The 17,441-nt window shown below is 36.6% G+C and carries 8 protein-coding genes; 5 read left to right on the top strand and 3 right to left on the bottom strand.

The window, feature by feature from the left end; translation table 11 throughout:
• Window positions 1–367: 367 nt before the first annotated feature.
• The 3 genes from EZY12_16040 (at window position 368) to EZY12_16030 (ending at window position 5,261) form a co-directional block, all read left to right on the top strand.
• Entirely contained in the window at window positions 368–1,309 is a 942-nt protein-coding gene (locus EZY12_16040; GenBank protein QSX66329.1) for an elongation factor Ts, read from the top strand.
• A 244-nt stretch (window positions 1,310–1,553) separates the two neighbouring features.
• Window positions 1,554–2,423: a hypothetical protein gene (locus EZY12_16035; protein ID QSX66328.1), complete on the top strand. Its 870-nt coding sequence runs from the start codon at window positions 1,554–1,556 to the stop codon at window positions 2,421–2,423.
• A 384-nt stretch (window positions 2,424–2,807) separates the two neighbouring features.
• Window positions 2,808–5,261: a protein kinase gene (locus EZY12_16030; protein QSX66327.1), complete on the top strand. Its 2,454-nt coding sequence runs from the start codon at window positions 2,808–2,810 to the stop codon at window positions 5,259–5,261.
• Between the two features lie 91 nt (window positions 5,262–5,352).
• On the opposite strand, the gene EZY12_16025 is transcribed toward EZY12_16030, so the two are convergent.
• The 3 genes from EZY12_16025 to EZY12_16015 are packed head-to-tail and all read right to left on the bottom strand — an operon-like array spanning window position 5,353 to window position 13,509.
• On the bottom strand, window positions 5,353–8,271 hold the full coding sequence (locus EZY12_16025) for a CHAT domain-containing protein (GenBank protein ID QSX66326.1): 2,919 nt from the start codon (window positions 8,269–8,271) through the stop codon (window positions 5,353–5,355).
• Window positions 8,223–10,031 carry a ShlB/FhaC/HecB family hemolysin secretion/activation protein gene (locus EZY12_16020; protein QSX66325.1) on the bottom strand — a complete coding sequence of 603 codons (1,809 nt, stop codon included), beginning with the start codon at window positions 10,029–10,031 and terminating at the stop codon, window positions 8,223–8,225. The genes EZY12_16025 and EZY12_16020 overlap by 49 nt, the downstream gene beginning before the upstream one ends.
• The gene (locus EZY12_16015) at window positions 10,021–13,509 is read right to left on the bottom strand and encodes a filamentous hemagglutinin N-terminal domain-containing protein (GenBank protein QSX66324.1); all 3,489 of its coding nucleotides are present in this window, start codon (window positions 13,507–13,509) and stop codon (window positions 10,021–10,023) included. The genes EZY12_16020 and EZY12_16015 overlap by 11 nt, the downstream gene beginning before the upstream one ends.
• Window positions 13,510–13,638: 129 nt before the next feature.
• Here EZY12_16015 and EZY12_16010 point away from each other — a divergent pair, with 129 nt between their 5' ends.
• Together EZY12_16010 and recG are read left to right on the top strand one after the other, a co-directional pair.
• Window positions 13,639–14,205 (top strand): hypothetical protein, encoded by a 567-nt coding sequence (locus tag EZY12_16010; GenBank protein ID QSX66323.1) that lies wholly within the window; start codon window positions 13,639–13,641, stop codon window positions 14,203–14,205.
• Between the two features lie 487 nt (window positions 14,206–14,692).
• Window positions 14,693–17,158 carry an ATP-dependent DNA helicase RecG gene (gene recG / locus EZY12_16005; GenBank protein ID QSX66322.1) on the top strand — a complete coding sequence of 822 codons (2,466 nt, stop codon included), beginning with the start codon at window positions 14,693–14,695 and terminating at the stop codon, window positions 17,156–17,158.
• Window positions 17,159–17,441: the final 283 nt, after the last annotated feature.

Here is a 17,441-nt window from a genome sequence, read left to right as displayed (position 1 = left end):
GCGTAGTCGAAGGGTAGCCGTTATTTGAGTCATGACACCCTGGAATGCGAAGCTAGTTCCCTGCTCTGTCGCTTGTGATTAAACAGTTCTAAGGTCACTGGAACAGTGTTACAAGCTCAAGCAAGCTCTTATAACAGGTCGAAGCTAACATTACCTCAGAAATGGGAGTTGGTTTCCAGGTTCCAATCAAAAATCTGGGTTCAATTTTAATATCCACAGCGGTTAAAATCGCTCGTGTCGCTTCCCTCTCAGCCCTAGGGACTGAGTTTCCTGCTTACCGCGTGATCTTATGATTCTAAGATGAGCGCGATTCATCTTAGAATCTTGATTAAATATTTATATCTGTCAAGTTAAGAATTGAGGCAATATGGCGGAAATATCTGCAAAACTCGTCCAAGAGCTACGCCAAAAAACCGGTGCTGGCATGATGGACTGCAAAAAAGCACTGAAAGAAAATGATGGCAATGTCGATGAATCCATAGACTGGCTACGGAAAAAGGGTATTGCCAAAGCTGATAAAGGCAGTAGTCGCATTGCCGCAGAAGGTCTAGTAGATACCTACATTCAACCTGATGGTCAGGTAGGTGTACTGATAGAAGTTAATTGCCAAACCGACTTTGTTGCCCGTAATGAAGCTTTTAAAGCCTTAGTTAAGAACCTAGCACAACAAGCCGCAACTACTGATAGCGTGGAGTCTTTATTGGCTCAATCTTATGCTGAAAAACCCAGCGTTACTGTTGATGAATTCATCAAAGAAACCATTGCTACTCTTGGTGAAAATATTCAAGTCCGCCGCTTTGTTAATTACTCTCTTACTAGCACACCAGGGATAGCAGATAGCTACATTCACACTGGTGGACGTGTGGGAGTATTAATGGAATTAACTGCTCAAAGTGCTTCAGCCGCTGCTAATGCAGAATTTCAATCTTTGGCTAAAAATGCAGCAATGCAAGTTGCAGCTTGTCCTAATGTCGAGTACGTTAGTGTAGACCAAATTCCCGTTGAAGTTGTCACTAAAGAAAAAAGCATCGAAATGGGTAAGGACGATTTGGGCAATAAACCAGAGAACATCAAAGAAAAGATTGTTCAAGGTCGAATTGATAAACGTCTCAAGGAAATGACTTTACTAGATCAACCTTATATTCGTGATCAAAGTATTTCGGTAGAAGACCTGGTGAAGCAAGTAAAATCAACAGTTGGTGAAGAAATTCAAGTCAATCGCTTTGTCCGTTATATACTCGGTGAAGGCATTGAAAAGAACGAAATGAGCTTTGCTGATGAAGTTGCTGCCCAAATTGGTGCTAAGTAATTTGGTTATTTGTCAGTAGTCAGTGGTCAGTTGTTAAGAATATATACTTAATAATTGGTGACTGATTATGAACTTGTGACTGATAACTATTGCTATTACAGGTCATGCGTGAGGCGCTGGCCTGTATTTTATTAGGTTAATGATTATTTTTTCAAAACTACATATATTTACACTATAAAAATTAATTAACAACTGACCACTGACTACTGACCACTGACTACCGACAACTAACCAGCATAAAATTATGGCAAGAGCAATTGAACGGATAGAAAAAGAGATTAATGAATTAAAAGTAGCGATTAGCGCGATCGCTCAAGAACTCAATTCAGCTTATGCTAAATATATAAATACCCTAGGACCAGTCTTACAAAAACAATTGATTTTGGCTAGTTATTACCTGTGTACCCAAGGATATCCTGAGGAATTTCTGAACTTATCACTAAATCAGCGGCAAAAATTACAACAAGGTATTCGCAAATTAAGTAAAAAAGCCTTTCAACAATTAATTAGTTATATTCAACCCCCAGAAGATACCCAAACAGAAACAGTAGTAGAATTTGAAAAAGAAGAAAAAACTGAAGAAAAAACTGAAGTAGAAACCGAGGAAAAAGAAGAAAATGGAGAAAATGAACAACAGCCTAAAGTATTAGATCCTTCTAACCCCATAGAACTAGTTGAATGGCAACAAGATTTAGAAGAAGCGATTCAAGAAACCTTAAAAAAAGTCTCCCAAGCAGTTAATATTTTAATCCAAAAAAATGGGGTTTTACCCAAAAAACTACCAGAACCGATTTTAATGGCCGCAACCGCTGCCGCAGCTTCTTCAGAATCTTCTAGTAATATGATCCCCAGCCCTCCCAACCTATTAAACTTAGTTATAGAAATTAGTAATGATGAAGATTCTGAAGATTCTAGTCTGACTCAGATTATGGCTATTCACTTACGATTAGGAGAAATAGAATTTGCGGAAGCGACACTATTATCAGAACGTAAAGGAATTCGGAATATTTTAATGCAATTGAATAAACTAGGACGAGAGTATCAAAAAAGACAACGAGAACTGAAAATTGCTGAAGCTGAAGCGGCTTGGCGTGCCAGTTGGTTTGAGGATTAGAGTCCTATTAACATTAAATCGGCGGTTGGAAACCGCATCTACACAGGCAAAACCCACCTCCGTGGGCTAAAAACAAGTAGTTTTTCTTAGTCCACGCAGGTGGACTTTGTTTGTGTGGTTTCGTGATTTATAATCGCCAGGGCTTGTTTTTAGGATTTATCGGATGGAAAGTAAAAAATGCTGATATTCTGGAAAATGGTATAAATAAGTGTAGTATAATTTATGCAGAAAATTGATTAAAACCTAAAAATAGGTTAAAAGACTCCCAAAACAGCACCAAGGAGTTTTTTGTTTCTAAAAATACATCAACTTCTATTCGATGTATTCGTATTTAAACTTGCAATTAATTAATTACTTACTTAACAATAACTTGCACTACCCTATATGCCACAACAATACGAACACGAATACGAACACAAAAATGGGGAAATTATAAAAGGGCGTTATAAAATCATAAATCCTATAGGTTATGGGGGATTTGGTGAGACATATCTAGTAGAAGATATACAGTTACCAGGATGTTATCGGGTGATAAAATACCTAAGCTACCGTTCTACAGATCCAAAAACACGGAACACAGTCATAAAGATGTTCAGAGATGAGGCAGCAATATTGCGTGTATTAGGAAATCATCCACAAATACCACAACTTTATGATGATTTTGAAGAAAATCAAAGATTGTATTTAGTGCAAGAATATATTCAAGGTAGGGATTTTAAAGATCAGACTTTGACTGAAATGGATGTTATTAATGTTGTCTATGAAGTATTAAAAATATTAAATCACATTCATCATAACAATATGAAAAAAGTTAAACATTTAGATATAAAACCAACAAATTTAATGAAGAGAGACCAGGATGGAATGATTTTTCTCATTGATTTTGGTGCAGTTAAAGAAGTTAGTACCTTAACCTTAGAACCTGATGGCATAACAGTTACAACAATGCCTGTGTTTTCGCCAGGTTATACACCCCCAGAACAACAATTTGCAGGAAAACCACAATTTGCCAGTGATATTTATGCTTTGGGTATGACAGCAATTCAACTTTTAACAGGAGTGAGGCCTCAATATTTAGAAAAAGATTCTGATAATGAAGTTATATGGAAAAATCTGATTTCCGTTAACCCAAACTTAGCGAGAATCTTAACTAAGATGGTGCGGGTCAGTTTACAAAAACGTTACTCAACAGCTAATGATGTTCTCGTAGATTTAAAACCACTAACTTTCTTGGGTCAAAAATTAATTCAACGCTATAAAATTATTAGCTATTTGGGTGGTAGTGGTTTTAGTCATACATATTCAGTAGAGGATACTCACAGTGCTAGACAAAACCGTCGTTGTATTGTTAAGCAATTTACTCTGACAACTAATAATCCACATATTGTCCAGGAAGTAAAATCTCGATTAGAACCTGCCTTAGAATCACAAAAACATTTTTCTCTTCATAAGCAAGTTCCAGATTTATTAGATAACTTTATAGAGGGAACAACTTTATCTTTAGTTTATGAATTTATAGAGGGTGACAATCTCAGCGACAAAATTAAAACAGGTAAGCATTGGAATGAAGCCGAAATTACTGCTTTCTTAACAGATGTTTTAGAACTATTGTCTCCTATCCATCAACAAGGTATTATTCACGGTGATATTAAGCCTTCTAACTTAATTCAACGAACAGAAGATAAAAAATTTATTCTCATTGATTTTTCCAAATTCAAGGAAATTTTTACTTTAGAGTATAGAAATAACAAAATAGTTGAGCAACCAGGGGGAACGGATGGATATATGCCTTTTGAACAAAAAGAAAATCAACCAAAACCCAGTAGTGATATTTATGCTTTAGGGATGACAGCTATTCAACTTTTAACAGGAGTACATCCTCAAGATTTAGAAAAAGATTCGCGTAATGAGGTAATCTTGCCCAATGGAATCCGGATTAACTCTAAATTGGCAAAAATTTTAACTAAAATGGTGCGCTTTCATTTAGGAGATCGTTATCAATCTGCACAAGAAGTTTTGAAGGATTTGAAGAGTTTAGGTCGAGGATTCAAACCTCAAAATGGAATTGTGAAATGGTTAAAGAAGGATAAGAAATTATTGTTCATCTTTAGTGTATTTAGTATAGGATTTTTAGCGTATATCGTTTGGAAACTAAACAGACCAGAACCACCAGAAATGACTTTGCTGATAAGTTGTAAGGAAAAAAATGAGCGGGAAAATTATGGTGAAGCTGAAATAGATTGTCAGAAATCCATCAATATCCGTCCATCTAAAGAGGCTTATTTATTAAAAGGAAATGCGCTAAATGGTCAAAAAAAATATACAAAAGCAATCGCAGATTATAATATGTCACAAAAAATAGCAAATGATAAAACTTATATACTTCCTCAAGTTAGCATAGGACAAATCTATAATAATCAAAAAAAATATAAAGATGCAGAGAGTGTTTGTGAAAAAGCAACTAATAATAATCAAAATGATTTTAGTGGTTGGTCTTGTTTAGGATATGCTCAAAAAGATTTGCAAGATTATGATAGGGCAAAGGCATCTTTTGAACAGGCTATTCAGTTAAGTTGTTATCCTCAAAATAAAGGTCATCAATCTCCAACAGACCTGAATAAAGGTTGTTCTTTAAACTTATATAATAAAGGTGAAACCTTAATGTACCAAGCCAAACAATTAAATCCATCAGATAAGAATAAAGCCATACAACTTTTAGAAGAAGCTATTAAAGAATTCCAGAAAGCAATTGATAAAGTAGACAAGTATAATAGAGGTAAATTTGAGAATGGAAAAAAAAAGGCGGAAGAACTTCGTGATCAACTTAAAGGAAATTAAAAGTAAATAAGATGAATATGGATAGTTTTGTGAATAAAAAAAGAAGAGGTGTAAGAACTTCTTTTCTAATCACGCTAATCTCTTAATATAGCTAAAGCCAACTACCTATAAGGGTAAAAGCCGCCCAGTAAAAAGGATGCTGATATCCATCTTGTTTCATGAGAGAAATTTGGGCTTTACGAAGTGCTTCCGCTCTACTCATTTTCGCATCAGAGTTAGTTAAATTTGCATAAAATTCCTTCATCAACTCTGTTGTACCTTTAGCTGATACAGGCCATAAACTAGCAATGGTACTACTTGCACCGGAACGCAAAGCCACCCCGGCCATACCCAGTGCTGCTTTTTCATCTCCCGAAGCTGTTTGACAAGCACTTAAAACCAGTAATTCAATATTTTTGTTTCTACTTTTACCTTGGGGGTTGAGTAAATTCTGAAAATCATCTATTTTAATCGTATTGTCGTCAATATCACTAGTTACTATAAACGTTTGCTCTCGGTTAGAACTGAAAACACCGTGTGTTGATAAGTGTACTACCGTAGGAGAAGATTTCATCTCTATTTGGAAATTATGTTTGGTAAATTCCTGGGGACAAATTTCTTTGTAATCACAAAGTATTTTTGGACTTATTCTGAGTTTATCCTTTAAATTTTTAATATTTTCTAACTCATCTTTGATATCTTTTAGTTCAGGAAATTTATTCCCTTGGACTGAAACCTCTTTACTCAAACCAGCCGCTAAAATCTCTATATTTTTTGGTTCAAGTCGTTTTGAGTCTTTGAGTTGTTGACCCACACTTATAGCTATATTATAATTTTCAATTAAATAATTTTTACCATCATAAAGAGCAGCTAAGGGAATGTTTTGGAAAACACGGTCTAGTACAAATACTAAAGTTTTAACCTGGTCTAGATGATCTTTTTGTTTTAGCGGTTCAATTAACCATTTATATAGTTGTTGAGAAACTTCTAAAACCTCTTCTTTATTCTCATTAAACGTTTTGGTTCTATCTCTATTCTGTTGTTCCAAAGCAGATAATTTTCCATCCTCAACTTGACTATAGATAAGGTCGGCGAAATTTTCTATAGTTTTATTAAAATTTATTTGCGAATCTTTAGGAACTGAATAATGATAAGGAGATTTATTTTTTTGAAATAGAATAACCTCTAATCTATCCTTCAAAAGAATTGGATAAATAACTGCTGCTTCTTGATCAATATTTTCAATTTGTACTAACTTTTCTATTGGTGGTAAACAAGGATCTTGGAGGAAGTTATCTAACTCTGCTAATTGCAGTGATTCCATAACTAAACGAGCTATATTGAAGGGAATATTTTCTTGATTAGAACTGTATACTGTGGTGATATTATTAAGCAATCCTAGTTTTTTAAAATTAATTTTACTACTCTCAGCTTGCAATAGTAAATCAATAAATTCTCGATACACAGGTTCGACATTTTGACGAAAAGAAAACTGATTATCAGCACTATTGACTAAATCCGCTCGCAGTGACTGAAGTATATTCCATGCTTCAGCATAAGATGTTAATGCTCCTTCAATATTTTTTGAATCTCTTAAAATGCGCCCTAATTGGTGTCTATTACGATATAGAATTTGCCGATTATCAAAATTCAGATTATTTAACAGCATTAGAGCTTGTTTTGTGAAAATTTTCGCTTGAGAAAGGTTATCAACTCTGTCTTCTTTTGTGAGGTTTTCTTTCTGTGATTGTAGTTCGTATAACTTAGCAAGATGAGTTAAAGCAAGTGCTTCAGCTTGCTGGTCTTTAAATTTACGAGCGTTTTGAATAGCTGTTGATAGAAGTTGAGCAATTTCTTGTTCTTGTGGAAGTTTATCGTTTTGAGTATTTTTTCTCCAACGAGTTAGATTTTCTGCAAAATTAATCTTTGCGTATACTAACTCACGAATTATTTGAGGACTTTCAGATAATTTAACCAAATGAGAATTAATAGATTTCCATAAATATTCGATTTGATTATTCAGATCATCTTTTAATTCAGTCCAAGTATATGGTTGATATCTTTGACTTTTATTAAATTGTTCATTCCACCATTCTTGGATATCTAATAATAGACTGAGTTGATTTAGTTCTGCTTGAATTCCTGTTATGGAGTTAGTGTGATTATTTGCTGTTTGTTTATAATAATTTCTAGCTTGATTATAATGTCTAAATGCTTCATAATATGATTTTATATCTATATATTCATTGTTAGTACATTTGATTTGATTTTCATCATGTAGATTAAATTCATTATTACACTTCTCACTAAGAATAAACTCAATTTGCGAAGTGTAATTTAACTTATCTCGCTCTCTATTACCAATAGCTCTTTCTATATTTCCTAAACTAATAAATATTGCACTTTGCTGATCTGGGTATTGTTGTGCTGCTATTTTACTAACTTTTAAAAGTTGTTGAGAAAGTTCTAATTGTCCAAATTTTTGGAATGTTTCACCTAAAAGCCGCAAACCAATGACTTTATTTAGAGAATTTGGTTGTGATTCTAGATGGTCGATAATTTTATTATCAATACTTTTATCACTACTCTTTAATTGCTCACATTTGAAGTCAACAATATTAAATACTTGTAATAATTGATTACAAGTTTCAGGATACAAACCCAAGGATTGCAAAGCTTTGGCTTTATTAATGAGATTTTTATTTTTACCTTCTTTATCTTTACCATAAGCATCTGCTGCTTGTTGCCAGATTTTAGCCGCTTCAGAAAAGTTGCCAATATCATAGTATTTTTTTCCTTGTTGTTCTAAATTCAAGCTATTAGATACTTGAGAAATAAGAACCGAAGTTGGTTTTATTTTTATTTCAGTTCCTGTCACTTTATTGGCAGAGAAAATAGGAAAAATCAAGGTTGAAATTAGCGTTAATAATGCCAAGAAAAATGTTGTTAATTTGCGACGATATTTCCACATAAATATTGGTTTTAGAAGAGGTTGTACTGCATGGAAAAATAAACACCGTTGTCTTGCCATGTTCTATCTATTGAATTAATTTTAACTAAAGGAATGCCATAATCTAAACGAGCTTTTAATTTTTCGCCCATTTGCCACTGTAAACCTAAACCTAAAGAAGCTAAGTTGTTAGAATCAGGATTTGGTTTACCAGAGCTATTCCAAGTAGTTCCAACATCAATAAATGGAATTAATTGTAAAATATTTTCTCCATTATTGGTATTATAAATTGGTAATTGAAAATCCGCAGAAGCAAAAAATCCATTATCACTAAAAATAGCATCTTGACGATAACCCCGCACGTTGGAAACACCACCTAATGTAAATTGCTCTAAAGGTAAAAGCGATCTAGTTGCTAATTGTAAATCAGAACGAAGTAAAATTTTTGGTTTCTGTTTGGGATTATCAGTTTGAGAACCAAGTGAGTGTAACCATAGTAATTGTCCTCTCCATGCAAAAGAGCGACTATCAGGTGCTTGATTATTAATTGTCGCACTAAATGTTCCCACTCCTAAACTGAATTGAGAACGAGCAACAAAGACTTGCTGTAAACTTTTCCGGTTCCATTCTTGAAAGAATCGCAATGCAGAAATTCGCGTGCTTCCTTGTGCGTCTGCTCCTACAGATATAGGAAAGTTTACTCCCAAGATAGAACTATTACTTTCCTTTCTATTTAGTGTGAAACCAAGTGCCAGTTCTTCGGTGAATTTCTCATTAGCTTTCTCGATTATGGGTTGACGTAAAGTAAGTTCAAAATTGCGAGAATTTGACTTAATATCTAATTCATCAAATGGCTGTTCAATAATGTTACTTATGGTGTTGCTATAGTTAAAACTGATAGTTCCATTGTGGGGATTAATTGGTATGGTATACCTGGCATCTATGGCATTACTACCATCGGTATTATTATAAGCTAGATTCAGACTATCTCCTAATCCAGTTAAATTGGATTCTTCTATTTCCAAACCGCGCCGAAAACTGCCAATACTAGGATTTCTACTATTATCAGCAATTATTTTGGTACTAAAAGAATCTGCTTCTGCTATTTTAATTTTCAGTAAATTAGTGCCAGGAGTTGTCCCCGCAGATAATTCAGCAGAAAGATTTTTAATTAAAGGATTTAATTGTAGAAGTTGTAAAGCTTGTTTTAAACTACGGATATTTAGAGGTTTTCCGGTGGCTAAATTCAAACGCGATCGCACATAACTATCATGCAAAAAGCTTTTACTGTTCTCATCTCGACTAATACGAATTTCTTGTAAACTTCCTTCAACAATCTGGATTGTGATATCACAACTGTGAGAAGTTTGTTCTGGTTTCACCAAACAACCTGTTAAGGTTTGTGCTGGAATATAAGCACCGGAAGTAACATATCCTTCTTCAATGTAAAGATTAGTAATTTTAGCAGCAGCTTGTAATAACTCCGTAAAAGTAATATCTTTATTAGTAAATTCCTCCAACTCTTTAGCTAATCTGTCATTACTAAATACTGATTTCGTATTACCCATAAACTCAAATTTATGAACCTGAATACTTCCAGAAACATCGAAATTTTGTTCTGGTTTATTGGCATCTGAGGGTAAAATTTCCTTGAGTTCTTCTGGAGAAAGTAACGGTTTAGGTTTAGATGGGAGTTCAGGGATAGTAGGATTAACTGGAATTTGAGTAGGAGGAATATTTTGCGATCGCACTGATAAAAATATCCCATCCACAGCCAAAAATCCCAGATTTAGCACTAACAACTCACACAAAAAAGCAAGGCTACGATGTTTAATGGACATGACAATTAGCAGCGGGTATTTGAGAACTCTGACCTGGTAAAGTTGCTGTATTAGCAATTAAAATCAGTTCACCTTTGTTATTAACTCCCCACCCCGTCGCCGGTTGCGGTAACTGTACTGAAGTTATAGAATTATGATCTGATGGCAATTTTGATGAACTCACCCTCACCGTTTCACTACTGAGCGGTTCTGTCGGATTAGGTGGGAGTCCACCGCGTCCAGTAATAATCAATTGACTGCGGTTTTGTCCTTTTTCCGAAACACAAGCTGAAGCTACCTGATTTTCAGGACTAAGAAAGTTTTCAGGGGGAGCAATTAACCCTTGAGTCGGTTGAATATCAGGAGTATTTATTAACACATTCCCACTAAATTGCGCTCCCTGTGCAGAACTGGCAGTAATCGCATTTGGAAGGGAGAAAATTCCTTTGGTTGTAATTTGCACATTACCACCTTGTCTACCAGCATCAGCGCTAATGCTACTATTTTCTAGAATAGCCAGGGTATCTGCGGTGATTTTGATGTTTCCTCCATCCCCATTTTCCCCAGCAGTCGTGGAGATTTGAGAGTTACCCCTTAGTTGCAAAGAATCCCGAACTTCTAAGGTAATGTTAGCGCCGCTACCCTGCACCGTTGCACCAATAATTGAGCCATCTTGCAATCTAATTCCATTGGCTTTTGTAACTAAGTTTCCTGCTATTCCTGCACCTTTAGCAGTTACTGATACTTCTGCACCATCTCGCACAGTTAACAAGTCAGTGTTAATTTCTAAGTTACCACCTGCACCCGTAGCTTCATTGTCTGCAATATTTGGTCTGATCTCTCCAGACAACGCAAACAATCCACTGGGAAATGTGCGTGTTTCGGTCTGACCATTGCGTAGCAATTGCACCTTACCTATACCACTCAGTTCAATTTCTTTGGCATTAACAATCAAGTTACCTCCCTTGCCTCCAGGGATGCCATTTTCACCCTTACCACGAGTGGATACGGAAATTCTGGCACCATCTTTAACTATCAGTAGAGATGTATTCACAGTTAAAGATCCACCGTCTTTAATCCCTTCAGTAGCAGCAAATAAACCACTGCGGCTGAAAATGGTACTATTAGGAATAGCACTAGCTCCAATGAGTTCTATAGACTCTGTAGCATTGACAGTGAGGTTTCCTGAACGCCCTGCTCCAAAAGCTGTTACAGAAACATCTGCTCCATCACTCACTCTTAACTGTTTGGTATCAATCTTGATGTCGCCTGAGTCTCCTGTAGCACGAGAGTCAGTAGCTAAGGTGCTAAACTTCTGACTAACAGTTGATGCTCCAGCGATATTTATGGTATCAGCTTGTACAGTAATATTTCCGCCCTTGCCTACACCTAAAGTGGCTGCTGATAATCCTGCTCCATTGCTAATATTTAACTGACTAGTTTCAATCTTGATATTTCCCCCATTACCTGTAGCATCAGTTTCTTTAATATTGGGTCTTTCTTCTCCAGACAAAGCAAACAAACCACTGATAAATCTACCATCAGCGCTCGTACCACTGAGGTCTATCATTGCTGCATTTACGGTTAAGAGACCTCCCTTACCTCCGGTGATACCGTCTTTTCCTGCACCGCGAGTAGAAACTGATACCCGCGCACCATCTAGCACCTGTAACAGAGGAGTATTAATTGTGATATTACCACCGTCTCCAATGCCTTCGGTAGCAGCAAAAAAACCACTGCGACTGAAAATGGTACTATTAGGAATAGCACTAGCTCCAATGAGTTCTATAGACTCTGTAGCATTGACAGTGAGGTTTCCTGAACGCCCTGCTCCAAAAGCTGTTACAGAAACATCTGCTCCATCACTCACTCTTAACTGTTTGGTATCAATCTTGATGTCTCCTGAGTTTCCTGTAGCATGAGAGTCAGTAGCTAAGGTGCTAAACTTCTGACTAATAGTTGATGCTCCAGCGATATTTATGGTATCAGCTTGTACAGTAATATTTCCGCCCTTGCCTATACCTAAAGTTGCTGCTGATACTTGCGCTCCATTTCTAATATTTAACTGACTAGTTTCAATCTTGATATTTCCCCCATTACCTGTAGCATCAGTTTCTTTAATATTGGGTCTTTCTTCTCCAGACAAAGCAAACAAACCACTGATAAATCTACCATCAGCGCTCGTACCACTGAGGTCTATCATTGCTGCATTTACGGTTAAGAGACCTCCCTTACCTCCGGTGATACCGTCTTTTCCTGCACCGCGAGTAGAAACTGATACCCGCGCACCATCTAGCACCTGTAACAGAGGAGTATTAATTGTGATATTACCACCGTCTCCAATGCCTTCGGTAGCAGCAAAAAAACCACTGCGACTGAAAATGGTAGTATTAGGAATAGATACAGCCCCAATCAGTTCTATGGACTCAGAAGCATTGACGGTGAGGTTTCCTCCCTTCCCTGAGTCAACTGTCTTCACCGACACATCACCACCCTCTTTGGTAATTAACCTGTTGGTTGTGATTTCTATGTTTCCAGAATTGCCACTTCCTGTTGATGTCGCAGCAATTGTACTGAAGATTTGACCGTTTGCCGATGCACCACTAACTTCGACTTTGTTAGCTTGGATAGTAACTTGACCACCATTTGCTGTAGTAGAAGTATTTGCTGAGATTGCAGAGCCATTTGTCACTGTTAAATCTTTGGCTCGAATAGAAATATCCCCACCATTATCAGCACTTACCTTAGACTCAGTTAGTAGTTGAATGTTACCAAAATTATTTATACCGTCATATCCTAAAGACCAACCATTGATTGTGGGATGCAAACTCACTAGACTTTCACCACCAACACTACCCAGTTCAACTCGTCCCTGTGGTGCAGCCAATTTACCATTTTCTAAGCTAATATCCCCGCCAACTAAAGCGATGGTTTTTCCAGATGATACTTGCAGATTAGCAGAACGATTAATGATGCTTGCAGGCATTCCGGGAAATTGCAATCCCAAGGGCATGGTTATGCTCAATAGAGATGTACTTTGAGGATTAATAGCACTAAATTCACCACCGTCAGTAAATTTAATGCTACTAGCTGTACTTGCTACAAAAGAACCGCCTATATTTAGAGTATAATTACGACCAAAAATAATTCCGTTAGGATTGAGTAAAAATAAATTGGCATTACCATCAGCCTTGAGTAAACCATCAATATTAGAAATTGATTTACCTGTCACTCTTGTGATTATATTTTGAATATTTAAAGAATTATTAAAATATGCGCTTTCACCAGTAGCAACCGAAAATTCCTGAAAACTGTGAAATAAATTACTGCCAGCAACAGTTCCCCCATTAATGACTTTTGTATTTCCTTGAGATGTAACCGCTGAATTAACTGATAGAGTTTGATCGGGAATTATTTGCGCTCTGGTGGGGTTTGTGACAGCAAGTAAGCACAAAGGGAGACAGCCAACAACCCAGTATGGTAAATAATTTAGTCTCATTTAATACGATACAACCAAAGGATAGCGATAACAGAACTAGTATTGATATTTACTACAAATAGTAGACAATAGTCAAATAATTCGCTATATTTCTTATAAATATCAATTTAGTTACACTACATAAGCTATATGACACTTAAAAAATCATTGTTCATGGGTTTGACGATGGTAGTGATGCCTACAGCACTTACAGCGATCGCACTTACAGCTACCCCAACCTTTAGTCAGTCCAATCCTACGAGTAAAGACTTATTTCAATGTGGCAAAATTGAAGGTAAACGAACCACTTTTGCTTATAATTCTAAAACAACTAAAAAAATACCGCTAATTCACTGGGATAGCAAGTATATCGAATCAAAGGATATTAAGGGAGATTGTGACAATGCAGCCAATAAATTCAACGAATATTACAATAAAGGACTAAATTTTAATATAGTAGTTGATGGCAATCAATCCAATCGTCCAATATCAATTTGCTTGGCTAAAGCTGTGGACGGTAATTGCGGTTCAGGAGAAAAATTGTTTTCGGTCAAATCAGAAGCTAAGGAAAATTTAGACAAAAATTTAGCTCAAATTGTAGATGCTAAGTTAGCTGAATTTAAGTCACAGGATTCAATCGACTTTGTTAAAGGATTCAGACAAATGTATTACCCCGAAATTCAACCAAGAACATGGTGGCAGAAAATATTTTCTTAGAGTTTGGTTGAAAAGTCTAATTTATTACTCAGCGACTAGCAATCACAGTTACACAAACAAAACCCACCTTCGTAGGTTAATCTCGTTCCCATACTCTGTATGGGAATGCTATCACAGAGGCTCTGCCTCTGCTATCATGGAGGGCAGAGCCTTCTAGAATTCATTCCCATACTCTGTATGGGAACGAGAAAGAGAAAACGAGAAAATACAGAGTATGGGAACGAGAAAAACCTATATTTTTAGCGGATGTTCTGACCTAGATAGATAAGTTTTATTATATTTGCTCAAAAGTGCTACACTTGCACTGGAATTTCTGTATCATTTTTAATGGGTATTTTTTATCAAAACTGATATACATTTTATCTTATTATATTTTCTATCTATTGTCAATAGTCATGAACCTATAATTAAAAGTGTACTGAATTATATAAGCGTAGACTAGATCAACGAAAATGAAAGAGGAATTTTAGTATTTTGGAGATATTTAATGACTAATGAAACACCTGATTGGATCAGACTAAATAAAGCCTTGACATTTGAGGCGGAAAATGGCTTTACAGATTTAGTAGGTAAACAATATCGCTTTAGTGAATTTCTTTGTTTAACTTTTGGTAATTTCCCAACTGCCTTACCACCAAAAGAAAGACTTCGCTGGCATCAAGTAGGAATGCAATTTGCTAATTATCCAAATTTGGCATTACCAGAAAGACAACATTTACTAGCAGAAATCAGAAGATATCTTCATCAACTTCAGCAAGAAATAGAGACAGAAGCACCGAAAATAAATTACGCATCTAAAAACCAACATCCCACCACCCCAATTGTTGCCGAAATTAGTAAAAGACAAGCTCCAACAATTGACCAAAAACTCAGAGATTTACCAGAAATTGGCATTAGAAAATCTGAGAATTTAGCGCGGTTGGATTTATATACTGTCCGTGATTTACTGTTTTATTATCCTCGTGATCATATTGATTATGCCCGTCAGGTGAATATTAGTGAATTGGAAGGAGGGGAAACAGTAACTATCATAGCAACAGTAAAAAGGTTTAATTTTTTCACCAGTCCTAAAAATAAGAAGTTATCAATTTTAGAATTAATCCTCAAAGATAATAGCGGACAAATTAAAGTTAGCCGTTTTTATGCGGGTGCGCGGTTTAGTAGTCGGGGTTGGCAAGAAAGTTTAAAACGCCAGTATACTGTAGGTAGTATGTTGGCGGCTTGTGGGTTGGTAAAAGGAAGTAAATATGGGTTAACTTTGGATAATCCAGAATTAGAAGTTTTGGCAAATCCAGGTGATACTATTGATTCTCTAACTATTGGGCGGGTTGTGCCTATTTATCCCCTGACTGAAGGGGTAATGGCAAACACAGTCAGACAGGCTGTAATGATTGCTTTAACCGCTGCTGTTAATTTAAAAGATCCTTTACCTAAAGGTTTGCGAGAAAAATATAATTTAATGGAATTGAAAGATGCAATTCCTAATATTCATTTTCCTAAAGATAGTGACTCTTTGAAAATTGCTCGTCGTCGGTTAGTATTTGATGAATTTTTCTACCTGCAACTGGGCTTATTGCAACGCCAAAAAAAAGCCAGAGAAATCCAAACTAGTGCCATCCTTGCACCCACTGGTAAATTATTAGAAGAATTTAATGAAATCCTGCCTTTTAAACTTACTGGCGCACAGCAAAGAGTTGTTAATGAAATTCTCACAGACTTACAAAAACCTGTAGCCATGAATCGCTTAGTTCAGGGCGATGTTGGTTCAGGAAAAACAGTTGTGGCTGTTGTCGCTATTTTGGCAGCAATTCAATCAGGTTATCAAGCCGCCTTAATGGCTCCCACGGAAGTATTAGCAGAACAGCATTATCATAAATTAGTTAGTTGGTTTAACTTACTACATTTACCAGTTGAGTTATTAACAGGTTCAACAAAAATAGCTAAAAGGCGAGAAATTTATACTCAGTTAGAAACAGGTGAATTACCTTTATTAGTGGGAACACACGCATTAATTCAAGATAAAGTGAATTTTCAACGTTTGGGTTTAGTTGTCATAGATGAACAGCATCGTTTTGGGGTACAACAACGGGCAAAATTACAGCAAAAAGGCGAACAACCTCATGTTTTAACAATGACGGCTACACCCATTCCTCGCACTTTAGCATTAACTGTACATGGGGATTTAGATGTTAGTCAAATTGACGAATTACCACCGGGAAGACAACAGATTAAAACCACAATGTTAAGTGGACAACAACGTCCCCAAGCTTACGATTTAATCCGTCGAGAAGTTGCCCAAGGTAGACAAGTTTATGTAGTTTTGCCTTTGGTAGAAGAATCGGAAAAATTAGATTTGCGTTCGGCTGTTGATGAACATCAAAAGTTACAAGAAAGTGTTTTCCCCGATTTTCAAGTTGGGTTATTGCATGGACGCATGAGTTCAGCAGAAAAAGAGGCAGCAATTCACAAATTCCGCGATAATGAAACCCAAATTATCGTTTCTACCACTGTGATTGAGGTGGGTGTGGATGTACCTAATGCCACGGTTATGCTAATTGAACACGCGGAAAGGTTCGGTTTATCACAACTGCACCAATTACGGGGACGGGTGGGACGGGGTGCAGCGCAATCTTATTGTTTATTAATGAGTAGTACCAGAAGTCCTGATGCTCAACAACGGTTAAAGGTGTTGGAACAGTCCCAAGATGGGTTCTTTATCTCAGAAATGGATATGCGGTTTCGTGGCCCTGGGGAAGTGCTGGGAACTCGCCAATCTGGAGTAGCAGATTTTACTTTGGCTAGTTTGGTGGAAGATGAAGATGTTTTGCTGTTAGCGCGACAAGCAGCGGAAAAAGTGATTGATATGGATGCAAGTTTGGAGCGTTGGCCATTGATGAAGGATGAGTTGAAATATAGGTATGAGCGGTTAATGGGTGGCGCGATTTTGACCTAATTTAGGATAGCGCAGTGTAGGGATTTGAGCAGCCGCATTGGTGTCAACTTAAGAGGATGTTTGAAAAGTTTTTAATGTATAAATAAACCCCTCTTGTAAACCTCTCCCCGAAGCGGGGAGAGGCTTTGAAACCCCCCTTCCCAGCCTTCGGCACGCTGCGCTAACGTAGGGAAGGGGGGCAGGGGGGTCTGACAGGTGTAGGTTTTTTACAATTGGGTGAGGACAGGACTTGGAAGACAAGGCAGACAAGGTCTGTCACAATTACCTTTAATAATTCTTCATT

This window comes from Dolichospermum sp. DET69, assembly GCA_017355425.1.
Lineage (GTDB): Bacteria > Cyanobacteriota > Cyanobacteriia > Cyanobacteriales > Nostocaceae > Dolichospermum.
This window is presented reverse-complemented; position numbering and strand designations above follow the sequence as displayed.